General features: G+C 66.3%; 8 protein-coding genes. 3 read left to right on the forward strand and 5 right to left on the reverse strand.

Annotation, left to right across the window (positions count from 1 at the left end; all coding sequences use genetic code 11):
• Window positions 1-252: 252 nt before the first annotated feature.
• Entirely contained in the window at window positions 253-1,233 is a 981-nt protein-coding gene (locus OSH12_RS06925; RefSeq protein ID WP_266342792.1) for a tetratricopeptide repeat protein, read from the forward strand.
• 33 nt (window positions 1,234-1,266) lie between these two features.
• On the opposite strand, the gene OSH12_RS06930 is transcribed toward OSH12_RS06925, so the two are convergent.
• Complete coding sequence (locus tag OSH12_RS06930) at window positions 1,267-2,163, reverse strand: metallophosphoesterase family protein (protein WP_266342793.1); 897 nt, start codon at window positions 2,161-2,163, stop codon at window positions 1,267-1,269.
• A 336-nt stretch (window positions 2,164-2,499) separates the two neighbouring features.
• Between OSH12_RS06930 and OSH12_RS06935 the strand changes: the two genes are divergently transcribed.
• Window positions 2,500-2,955, forward strand: a complete 456-nt coding sequence (locus tag OSH12_RS06935) for an NUDIX domain-containing protein (protein ID WP_266342794.1) — start codon at window positions 2,500-2,502, stop codon at window positions 2,953-2,955.
• 210 nt (window positions 2,956-3,165) lie between these two features.
• Window positions 3,166-3,666: a GNAT family N-acetyltransferase gene (locus OSH12_RS06940; RefSeq protein WP_266342795.1), complete on the forward strand. Its 501-nt coding sequence runs from the start codon at window positions 3,166-3,168 to the stop codon at window positions 3,664-3,666.
• Window positions 3,667-3,860: 194 nt separating this feature from the next.
• On the opposite strand, the gene OSH12_RS06945 is transcribed toward OSH12_RS06940, so the two are convergent.
• The 4 genes from OSH12_RS06945 to OSH12_RS06960 are packed head-to-tail and all read right to left on the reverse strand — an operon-like array spanning window position 3,861 to window position 10,693.
• Window positions 3,861-5,936 carry a hypothetical protein gene (locus OSH12_RS06945; RefSeq protein WP_266342796.1) on the reverse strand — a complete coding sequence of 692 codons (2,076 nt, stop codon included), beginning with the start codon at window positions 5,934-5,936 and terminating at the stop codon, window positions 3,861-3,863.
• Window positions 5,933-8,758: a DUF4159 domain-containing protein gene (locus OSH12_RS06950; protein WP_266342797.1), complete on the reverse strand. Its 2,826-nt coding sequence runs from the start codon at window positions 8,756-8,758 to the stop codon at window positions 5,933-5,935. The genes OSH12_RS06945 and OSH12_RS06950 overlap by 4 nt, the downstream gene beginning before the upstream one ends.
• Entirely contained in the window at window positions 8,755-9,672 is a 918-nt protein-coding gene (locus OSH12_RS06955) for a DUF58 domain-containing protein (protein ID WP_266342798.1), read from the reverse strand. The genes OSH12_RS06950 and OSH12_RS06955 overlap by 4 nt, the downstream gene beginning before the upstream one ends.
• Window positions 9,673-9,676: 4 nt before the next feature.
• The gene (locus tag OSH12_RS06960; protein WP_266342799.1) at window positions 9,677-10,693 is read right to left on the reverse strand and encodes an AAA family ATPase; all 1,017 of its coding nucleotides are present in this window, start codon (window positions 10,691-10,693) and stop codon (window positions 9,677-9,679) included.
• Window positions 10,694-10,774 lie beyond the last annotated feature (81 nt).

Genomic DNA, 10,774 nt, shown 5'->3' on the forward strand with positions numbered 1-10,774 from the left:
ATCCGCCTTTAGCGCAAGCGTCTGGCTGGGCCGCGCATCGCTCCTTTTCTGCGTGACCGTAATCGCATGTGCTATCGGGAAGTAACTTCCCGAGGGCGCCGTGCGTGTTTGCATTTGCGGCACAGGGAGCTTTTCCGATATTGGATATATTGCCTGGATTCAGCTAAGTTCTGAATTCCATAGAGTATAGATTAGATTTAAGTTTGAACTAATCTAAAAATTATGTCCGATTGGCAAGTAGAGAATTTGCACATGGAAGAGATTTTTTCTGGTCATTCCTACCAGGTGCAGGCGGAAATCAAAGATGATGGCCCGACGGTCGTCTGTTTCGATCCCTGGTCAAATATCCTGGACCCGGACCGGCCGCCATTCGGACTGCGCTACTTTTCGACGAACAGCATCAATGTCATCGCCATAAAATCGCATGGCAACCATTGGTACCAGCGCGAGGAGATGGATGAAGTCGTCGAGCGGATCAATCAGCGTTTGGCGGGCCGGGAACGGGTTGGCTATGGCTCCAGCATGGGCGCCTATGGCGCCATAAACTTCTCCGAACGGCTTTCCCTGTCGCGAGTGCTGCTGTTTGCGCCGCAATACTCGCCGGACATGACCCGGTTTCCATGGGAACAGCGCTGGCAGGCCGAGCAGACCGGTCTCGAATGCCGCTATGACGTCGTGTCGGAGATTGCGCCGATTGGTGGCGGTTATCTCTTTTACGATCCCTTCAACAGCAATGATAAGAAGCACGCGGATCTGATAACCGCACGTCATCCGCTGACGCCGATAAAGATGCCATTTGCCGGGCATCATACGCTGGATTGGTTTGGCCAGAACCGGACGATCAGCCGATTGATCAAGTCGATGGTCTTTGACATCGGACGCGAGGGTGAGGCCATCCGTGATCGAAGGCTGGATCGACCGAAGATCGCTACCTACTGGCTCAATCTCTCCGCCCATTATCTTGCCAAGAACCGGCCGATGCTGGCGCTGCAAGCGGCCAAGCGGGGGACGGAGTGCGAGAAGGGCGATCTGTTCCTGGCTCGGCACACCTACGCGACCTGCCTCTACACCCATGGGGAGCCAGAGGCGGCAAAACGCATCTGGCGTTCGGCCCTCGACAACCCGAATGAAACCAGCCGCCAGCGCTGGCTGCTCGGCCAATCCATTGTCCAGCATGGCTGGCAGGAATTGCGCGGCGAGTTCCTGGAGACGAAGGCAGTTGCGCCGGCATAAGCCGACGGCTTCGACGGGACGCGCTTCCTGCCTTTAGCCGACGTTGCGTTCGCGGATCACTTCGATGCCCGATCCCGGTGCGCCATAGCCGCGCTCGACCAGCGAGCAGCGCCAATTGCCCGGCTCGCCTTCAATGCCGAACAGATTGTAGCGCCCGGCCGGCTTATGGCCGCCCGGCGCGTTGGCGGCCGAGGGGACACCGATCACCGGCACGCGGCCGTGCGGCCCCTCGATGCTTTCGAAGCTGTCGATATGGGTGTGGCCATGCAGGATCAGTTCGGCGCCGACTTCCTTGATGATGGCGCGGATCCGGCCGGCTCCGACCAGTCGCTTGTGCCAGCCCGTCGCGTGCTTGAATGGCGGATGGTGGATCAGCACGACGCGGAAAAGCCCGTCTTCCCGGGCGCGGATCAGCCGGTCGCGCAGCGCCGGCAGGCATTGCGCGTCGACATGGCCGGTCGCCATGAACGGGCCGGAGGCGCGGGCGCTCGAAACGCCGATGATGGCGGCGGGGCCGCGCCGACGAAGATAGGGGAAGGTGACGCGGCCGAGCGAAAGCCCGTCGTCGCCCGTCGCGTAGGGCGCCCAGAGCGCCAGCGCCTTGGCGAGGACGCCTGGAACATAGGCGTCGTGATTGCCGGGAACGAACGAGACGTCGTGCGGTGCGCCGACTGCCTTCAGCCACTCTCCGGCCGCGACGATCTCGGCCGGCAGCGCGATGTTGACCAGGTCGCCGGTGACGGCGATGTGGTCTGGCTTTCGCGCCAGCATGTCCTCGATCAGGCCGGCCAGAACCTGGCCGCCGAGTGAGCGGACACGGTTTCGCTGCCAGTTGACGTAGCCAATCATGCGCTTGGAGGCGAGCTCCATCGTGCGCGGGCGTGGCAGGGGACCGAGATGCGGATCGGATAGATGGGCAAGAACGAACATGATCTGGGCTTAACGAAGCGGAGGCCCAGCGTCCAGTTGCGATGCGCGATAGCGCCATTGCGTGCGGCCGGGGCGAGGCCCAAAAACAAACGGCGCCAACAAGGGGCGCCGCCGGCAGATCCTGGATCGAGTGATCCGCCTATCTGAAAGATTAGATGGGGAGCTTGTCGCCTTTCGGCCAGAGGCGGGAACGCACTCCAGCCATGCTTCTGGCGCATGAACGCATAGGGCTTGCCCAGAGCCGTTCGCGTAAACAAAACGCGGCGAGGCAAATCGGCAGAGCATTGCGCTCGCTGTTGCCCGTCCTATGCTGCCGTCAACCCGGATCGATCTCGCATGTATTCTCATCTCGCTCGTCTCGCCACCCTGGTTGCTCCGGTACTGCGCGGCATGACGCTCGGTGTGCGCGGCGCCTGTTTCGACGAGGATGGGCGGGTGTTTCTGGTTCGTCACAGCTATCTGCCCGGCTGGTATCTGCCCGGCGGCGGCGTCGAGCGTGGCGAAACCGTGAGCGAGGCGCTTTTGCGCGAATTGCGCGAGGAAGGCGGCATCGAGATCGATGACGCGCCGACGCTTTTCGGCATCTACAACAATCCGAAGCGACGGCGCGATCATGTGCTGGTCTTCGTGTCGCGGCGGGTCCGTCGACCCAACCCGCCGCTCTATCCCAATCGCGAGATCGCCGAGGCCGGCTTCTTCGAAGTCGGCGCTTTGCCGGAGGCCACGACGCCGGCGACCCGCCGTCGTCTGGCCGAGATCGCGGCCGGTGCGCCGAACTCGCCGCATTGGTGATTGCCGGAGCCGGCGACGCGTGTTATTGCGCCTTTGGACTGCGACCCGGAAACAAGCATGAATCCGAGACTTCTCCTGCTGCGACGACGAACCGACGGCCGTGACCTCCTGTCACGCGATGCCGTTCGAACGCCTGTCCCCGGGATCCGCCGCACCTGATCGGTGGCCTCCGTCGGACCGTGTCATGCCTTTCCGACGAGACGCAATTCCATGAAGATCGACTCTTTCACCGTCCTGGCCGAACAGCCTGCCGATGATTCCGCCATCGAGGCGTTGCACGAAATCTCCTTCGGTCCCGGCCGGTTCGCCCGCGCCGCCTCGCTGTTGCGCGAGGGCGTGCCGCATGATCCGGCGCTTTCCTTCGTGGCCAAGTCCGGCGAGCAGATGATCGGCTCCGTGCGGCTGACGCCGATCCGCATCGGCGGCAAGCCGGCGATCCTGCTTGGACCGCTGGTCGTCGTGCCGGACTGGAAGGGCAGGGGCGCGGGCAAGTCGCTGATGCGCACCTCGATCGCGGCGGCGAAGGAAGCGGGACACAGCGTGATCCTGCTGGTTGGCGATGAGCCCTATTACGGCCCGTTCGGCTTTCAGCGGCTAAAACCCTATCAGGTCACCCTGCCGGCCCCGGCCGATCCGGCCCGTATCCTGGTCTGCCCCTTGACCGACGATGCACTCGAAGGCTTGGGCGGCTCGGCCGAACGCGCGGCTTAGCGTCTTCGCCAGTAAGCGGGAGAGGGATTTCCCATCGGCCCTGTTCCAACCCTCCGTCATCCTCGCGGAGGCGAGGATCCATGCAGCCGCGAAAACAGCCGCGCGAACCTCCGTTGCTTCGGCTGAATGGGTCCCGGGTCAAGCCCGGGATGACGGCGAGCCTGAGCGGTTAGCGGAAGGCGAGAGCTCCCCGCCTACCGTCCTTCGCGATACCAGGTCGCGGCCATCACGCCGAGCAGCGCGGCAAGGCCGAGGAAGCCGGAGAACAGCGGCCAGCGGTCGACACCCCTAAGCACCGAGGCTTCCGTCATGCGGACGCCCATCCAGTCGCGACCGGTCATGGCGCGGCCCGGACGCATCGGCACGATGCGCGGCGTGTCGAGCGCGCCGTTGGCGGTCATCCGGGCGATATGGCCGCCGCTCGCCTCGACCACGGGCGCCAGCCTGTCGAAAGTCGACAGAACATTGGTGAACTCGCGCGGATTGGCCGGGCCGACATGAGCGAAAGCGCGATGCTCGCCATCCTCGACCCGCCAGAGACCGATCTCGTCGGCCAGCATTTCCGCGTGGAAACGGCCGGGTGCTTCCGGGCTCAGCGTCAGGGTTCTGCGCGCGCCGGACGGGGCGATTACCGTCACCGGGCCAGTCTTTTCCTGCATGGTCTGGCGGTCGATGACCAGCGTTGCGCCGCGCGCCGTCGCCCGCAGCGCCTCTTCCTCGAGGTCGGGCTCCTTCATCAGCCAGTGCGCCAGCCGGCGCAGCAGGTCGACATGCGGGCCGCCGCCCTCATAGCCGCGCGCCCAAAGCCAGACCTGATCGGACAGCATCAGCGCGACGCGGCCCTTGCCCTCGCGGTCGAGCACCAGCAGTGGATCGTCGTCAGCGCCCTTCATGATCGTCTCGCCGCCCGGATTCTCCACCTCGATCTGGCGGAACCAGCGGCTCCAGCGCGGCGGCTCGGCATCCGCGCCCGCAAGGCCGCGGGTCACCGGATGGCGCTGGCCGAGATCGGTTACGCGGGGGCTGAAGGGCTTTTCGAGGACCCGGCCGGTTGGCGCGGCCGGCAGGACATCGGCCAGCGGCGTGCTCCAGAGGCTGTCATCCGAAGCGTAGTCTGGCCCGGAGGCGACCAGCAGTGCGCCACCCTCGCGGACATAGCGGGCGATGTTGTCGAAATAGATCGTCGGCAGCACGCCGCGCTGGGCGTAGCGGTCGAAGATGATCAGGTCGAACTGGTCGATCTTGACCGAGAACAACTCGCGCGTCGGGAAGGCGATCAGCGACAACTCGTTGATCGGCGTGCCGTCCTGCTTCTCCGGCGGGCGCAGGATGGTGAAATGGACGAGATCGACCGAGGCGTCGGATTTCAGCAAATTGCGCCAGATCCGTTCGCCGGCATGCGGCTCGCCGGAGACCAGCAGCACGCGCAGGTTTTCGCGGATGCCGTCGATGACGGCGGCGGCGCGGTTGTTGACCGTGGTCAGTTCGCCATCGAGCGCGGCGGCCTCGAATTCATAGATGTTCTGCCCGGCATGGCCGATCTTGATCGGGAAGCGGTTTAACGCGCCGGGCGTCACGGTTTCCGTCGCCAGCGGTTCGCCGTCGAGGCTGATGGTGACGCGAACGGGTTCGTTGGACGGCGCGCCCTGGTCGAGCACGCTGTATTCGATGGTCTGGTCTTCGCCGACAATGGCGAAGCGCGGCGGCGAGCGGATCACCATCTGGCGGTCGCGCTCATCATCGCGGCCGGAAACCAGCGCATGCAGCGGCGCGCCGGCAAAAGGCGAGTTCGGCGGCATCGGCACGTCATGCACCTCGCCATCGGTCAGCATGACGACGGCGCCAAGGCGCTCTGGCGCGACATCGGCCAAGGCGGTCGAGACGGCGGTGAACAGTTCCGTGCCGTCGACCGGGGCAGCGCCGGTCTTGCCACCGGCCTCGATGACGCGCAGGTCGATGCTGCGCAATTCACCAAAACGCTTTTCCAGCGCGGCGCGGGCTGCTTCCGTCACCTCGGCGCGGCCGTCGAGATCCTGGCTGGCGCTCTTGTCGACGACGAGCGCCACGACGGTTGGCAGGGGTTGGCGATCCTCGGCCAGAAGCACCGGGCCGGCGAGGGCGGCGATCAGGGCAACCAGCGCCAGCAGCCTCAGCCAGCCGCCGCGCAGACGGCGCAGCAGCAGCGGTGCGACGGCGATGAGGCCGAGGACGGCCACCGCGACCAGCCAGGGCAGCGGGATCAGCGGCGCGAAGGTCAGCGACCAGTTCACTGTCCCAACCTCTCAAGCAGCGCCGGCACATGGACCTGATCGGCCTTGTAGTTGCCGGTCAGCGTGTACATGACGATGTTGATGCCGGTCCGATAGGCCAGTTCGCGCTGGCGCGGATCGGGCGGGATCGTCGGAACCAGATAGCGGCCATCCGGATCGGTCGCCCAGGCGGCGGCCATGTCGTTCTCGGTGATCAGGATCGACGAGACACCGTCGCCCGGTCGGGCCGGACGCTGCGCGGCGGCGGCGTCATCCTCGGGCGGCGAGGCTTCGACCCAGAGCGGCCCGCCGCTATAGCGGCCGGGGAAGTCATCCAGCAGATAAAAAGCCTTGGTCAGGACATGGTTTCCCGACACCGGCTCGAGCGGCGGAATGTCGAGGCCGGAGAGCATGGCGCGCAACCGCTCGGCCGCAGGCGTGCCGCCAAAGCCGGTGGAGCCGGGCGCTCGCTCCATCGCGTCGCGCGTATCGAACAGGATCGAGCCGCCCTGTTTCATATAGGCATCGATCCTGGCGAGCGTCGTGGACGAGGGCATGGGCGACGCGGGATCGATCGGCCAGTAGAGCAGCGGGAAGAAGCTCAGCTCGTCTTTCTCGACATCGACGCCGAGCGGATTGTCCGGCTCCATCGCCGTGCGGGCGCCCAGTGCTCGCGACAGGCCGGCGAGACCTGCCTCGCTCATGTCGTCGATCTCGGCATTGCCGGTCCGCACGTAGGCCAGGCGCGAGGTGTTGACGGCGTCCATGGCGAACTGGTCGCTCGCCGCGTCGGCACGTGCCGGCGGCGGCGAAAAAACAGGCGCCAGGGTTAACGAAAGGATAACAGCCGCGGCCACGTGGCGGCGGACGCGCAGGCCGCCATTCAGCCACAGAACGGCCAGCGCATCCGCGATCAGGCACACGAACGCCGCGAGCAGCAGATAGGGCGAAAGGTCGGTCGGCGCGGTGGTCGGATAGGGCCGGATCTCGGCATTTCCCATGGCGCTCACATCGAAGGGGGGCAAGGTCGCATCGGGTGCGAGCACGTTGATCGCCCGGAAGCCGTCCTCATTGCCGTAGAGACCTGGCGGATGCTCGCGGCTCGGCCCGACCGGCGCGCCGGAAACGGGAAGCGGACGGGCGACCGGATCGCTGGTGACGAAATGGCCGAAACCGTCCAGCAGCCGGTAGGGTGGCAGCGCCGCGCCGGCCGATCCCTCTACCGTCTTAGCGCTGCTGTCCGACAGGAGCGGCACCGAGGCGAAGGCGGAAATCCGGCGAAGCATCTCCACAAAAGTCCCGGAAAGCGGCAGGTTCGACCAACTGGCGTCGGCCGTCACATGGAAGAGGATCAGCCAACCCTTGCCGAGCGGGGCGGCGGTGACCAGCGGCGTGCCATCGGCGAGCGCTGCCCAGGTGCGGGACGGCAGGCTGGCGTCCGGTTCGGCCAGAACCTGGCGGCGAACCTCGATATCGGGCGCGATCGTCAGCCCGGCGAAGGGGCTAGTGTCGGAAAACGACGCGAGCGGCTGCGGCGACGACCAGGAAAGGCTGCCGCCAAGCACACGTCCACCTTCGCGCAGGCGAACGGGGATAAGGTTGTCGGTGGCAGCACTCGCCGCCGCCAGGCGCGGACCGGCAAAGCGCAATAGCGTACCGCCGGCCTCGACCCAGGTCGCGAGCTTGTCCTCGACATCTGGCGTCAGCGTGCCGATATCGGCCATCGCAATGACGGCGGAGCCTGCCTCGATCATCTGCGGCACGGCAAGGCCTGCATTGGCATCCCGTGGCTCGATCACGTCGGCGAAGGGCTGGACCGCGCGGGTGATGTAGTAGAGCGGCGACAATAGCGGCTGGGCGTTGTCGCTCGACGCGCCGGAGATCAGGCCGATGCGGCGGCGCTTGAAACGGTCGTCGAGAAGCTGCACGGCGCCGGCCGTCTGCTGGCCGGCAATTTCGACGCGAACGATCTCGTTGCGCAGTTCGGTCGGCAGGTTGAAGACGGCGTCGGTGCGCAGATCACTGGCCTTGAAGGTAAACGGCGTCTCGCCGACGGAACGCCCCTTCATGTCGCGGGCGACCAGCGTGCCGGTGGAATCTGTCTCTCCCTCGCCGCGCAGGACGGCGAGCGTCAATGCGTCCGCCGTGGCGACGGGTGCGGCGAGGCCGAGCAAGGACTTGCCGTCGCGGCCATAGATCGTCACCGGCGCCTTGACGGCGCTATCCAGAAAGCGGCTGAAATCCTCGGCATCCTTGCCGCCGAGCCCGTTGGACAGCCAGGCGACACCACCAAACGCGACAGCCGGCGCGGATGTCTGAAGGGCGGCGGCAATGGCCGCGCGGTTGGTGGGATAGGGCCGCGGCACCAGCGCGTCGATCCTCGTCCGGATCGTGGCGGCGTCGGTGGGGGCGACCTCCTGGTTGGGCGGTTCGGCCGTGGCGATCAGGCCGACCGGCCGGCCGGCGCTCTCCGCCAGCCCCGCGATGCGCCGGGCCGTATCGATGCGCGTCTCCCAATCGCGAGCCGAGGCCCAGTCATTGTCGATGACGAGCAGGAGCGGGCCGGAGCCAGGGGCGCTTTCGCCGGTCGGGCGCCAGATCGGCGCGGCGAGCGCCAGGATGACGAGCGCGGCCAGCAGCAACCGCAACGCCGTCAGCCACCAGGGGCTGCGCGCCGGCTGTTCGTCGCGCTGGGTGATTTCGGCCAGGATGCGGGTGGGCGGGAAGCTTTCAAGCCGTGGCTTGGGCGGCGTCAGCTTCAGCAGCCACCAGATCGCCGGCAGCAGTACAAGCGCCGCCAGAACCAGCGGTGCGCCGAAAGCGAGGGGCAGGCCGGCGATCATGCCCGGGCTCCCTGCGTCGTACGGGTCGAAAGGCGAGCATGCAGCGCCAGAAGAGGCTCGGTCGCCGGGCGGTCGGTGTGGTGGGTCAGATAGGTCCAGCCGAGGCGGCGGCAGGTGGCGGCCAGCGTCTCGCGGCGGGCAACGAGGCGGTTGCGGTATTCCACAGCGATCTGCTCGGCGCGACCGATCGTATAGAGAGCGCCGGTTTCGGGATCGCGGAATTCGGTCCGTCCCGCATAGGGGAAGATCTCTTCGACGGGATCTCGGATCTCCACTAGATGCACGGTTGCGCCATGGCGGGCGTAGTCGGCAAGCCGTGCCTCGATCTCGTCGAGCGGGTCGAGCAGGTCGCTGATCAAGACCAGATCGGCGAAGCGGCTGAGCCGCATGGCCGAGGGAAGTGCGGGCTGGGCGGCTTCGAAATGGGTCAGCGTCTCGGCGAGGCGCTCGGCGGCATTGCGCGACAGGATCGGATCGCCAAGGCCGAGCAGGCCTATCCGCTCGCCGGCGGCGGCGAGCAAATCGCCCAGCGCCAGCAGCAGCACGACGGCGCGGTCACGCTTTGAGGCGAGGCCAAGCTTCGAACGGAAGTCCATCGATTGCGACAGATCGGCGGAAAGCCAGACGGTGTGCGCCGCCTCCCATTCGCGCTCGCGAATGTAGAAATGGTCGTCGCGCGCGGAGCGGCGCCAGTCGATGCGGCCGGGAGCCTCGCCGGCGACGAAGGGACGGAACTGCCAGAAGGTTTCGCCCGGCCCGGCGCGGCGGCGGCCATGCCAGCCGGCCAGGACCGTGGTCGCAACCCGGCGCGCCTCGACCAGCAGGTCGGGCAAGCTCGCCGCCAAGCCTTTTGCTTCAGCGAGATTCGCGCCGACACGGCTGGATGTCGGCACGGAGTTGCGCGCTTCGGTCAAAACGTCACCCGATTCGCGATTTGAGGGTCCCGATGACATCGCGCACCGAGAGCCCGTCGGCCCGGGCCGCGAAGCTCAGGCTCATGCGGTGCTGCAGCACCGGTTCGGCCAAGGCCATCACATCGTCGATAGATGGCGCATAGCGGCCATCGATCAGGGCGCGGGCGCGGACGGCGAGCATCAGCGCCTGGCTCGCGCGCGGACCGGGGCCCCAGGCGATGACGCCGGCAAGCTTGGGGTCGTTGATCTCGTTCGGCCGGGCGGAGCGAACGAGATTGAGGATCGCTTCGACGACGCTTTCGCCGATCGGCAGGCGGCGGACCAACTGCTGGATCGCCTTCAGCGACTGCGCGTCAGTCACTTTCTCGGCGACCGCGTCGGCAGCGCCGGTGGTCTCGAACAGCATCCGGCGCTCCGCCTCGCGGTCGGGATACAGCACGTCGATCTGAAGCAGGAAGCGGTCGAGCTGCGCCTCAGGCAGGGGATAGGTTCCCTCCTGCTCGAGCGGGTTTTGCGTCGCCAACACATGGAAGGGGCTCGGCAAATCGTAGCGCTGACCGGCAACGGTGACGTGATATTCCTGCATGGCCTGCAGCAGCGCGGATTGCGTGCGCGGGCTGGCGCGGTTGATCTCGTCCGCCATCAGCAGCTGGCCGAAGATGGGGCCCTTGAGGAAGCGGAAGGAGCGACGCCCGGTATCGTCCTGGTCCATCACTTCGGAGCCGAGGATGTCGGAGGGCATCAGGTCCGGTGTGAACTGCACGCGGCGCTCGTCGAGGCCGAGCACGATGCCGAGCGTTTCGACCAGCTTGGTCTTGGCGAGGCCAGGCACGCCCACCAGCAGTCCGTGGCCGCCGGCCAGCAGCGTCACCAGCACCCGTTCGATCACGGTCTCCTGGCCATAGATCACCTTGCCGATGGCGTCTCGCGCCACCTTGATCGTGGCGACGGCGGCGTCGGCCTCGGCAATCGTGCGGCCCGGATTGATGTCGGCGATGGAGGTCTGATTGAACGCGCTCATATCGGCCCATATAGTTTCGGTTGCGGTCGCGACGAGATCGGGTGACTCGATCCGCGTACAATCTTTGCACGACCGGCACGG

It is taken from the genome of Kaistia terrae (assembly GCF_026344005.1).
GTDB classification, from domain to species: Bacteria; Pseudomonadota; Alphaproteobacteria; order Rhizobiales; family Kaistiaceae; genus Kaistia; species Kaistia terrae.

Bases quoted from the DNA above. Each gene is read 5' to 3' on its own strand.
- OSH12_RS06930 (WP_266342793.1), bottom strand. From the start codon at position 2,163: ATGTTCGTTCTTGCCCATCTATCCGATCCGCATCTCGGTCCCCTGCCA.
- OSH12_RS06960 (WP_266342799.1), bottom strand. From the start codon at position 10,693: ATGAGCGCGTTCAATCAGACCTCCATCGCCGACATCAATCCGGGCCGC.
- OSH12_RS06935 (WP_266342794.1), top strand. From the start codon at position 2,500: ATGTATTCTCATCTCGCTCGTCTCGCCACCCTGGTTGCTCCGGTACTG.
- OSH12_RS06950 (WP_266342797.1), bottom strand. From the start codon at position 8,758: ATGATCGCCGGCCTGCCCCTCGCTTTCGGCGCACCGCTGGTTCTGGCG.
- OSH12_RS06940 (WP_266342795.1), top strand. From the start codon at position 3,166: ATGAAGATCGACTCTTTCACCGTCCTGGCCGAACAGCCTGCCGATGAT.
- OSH12_RS06925 (WP_266342792.1), top strand. From the start codon at position 253: ATGGAAGAGATTTTTTCTGGTCATTCCTACCAGGTGCAGGCGGAAATC.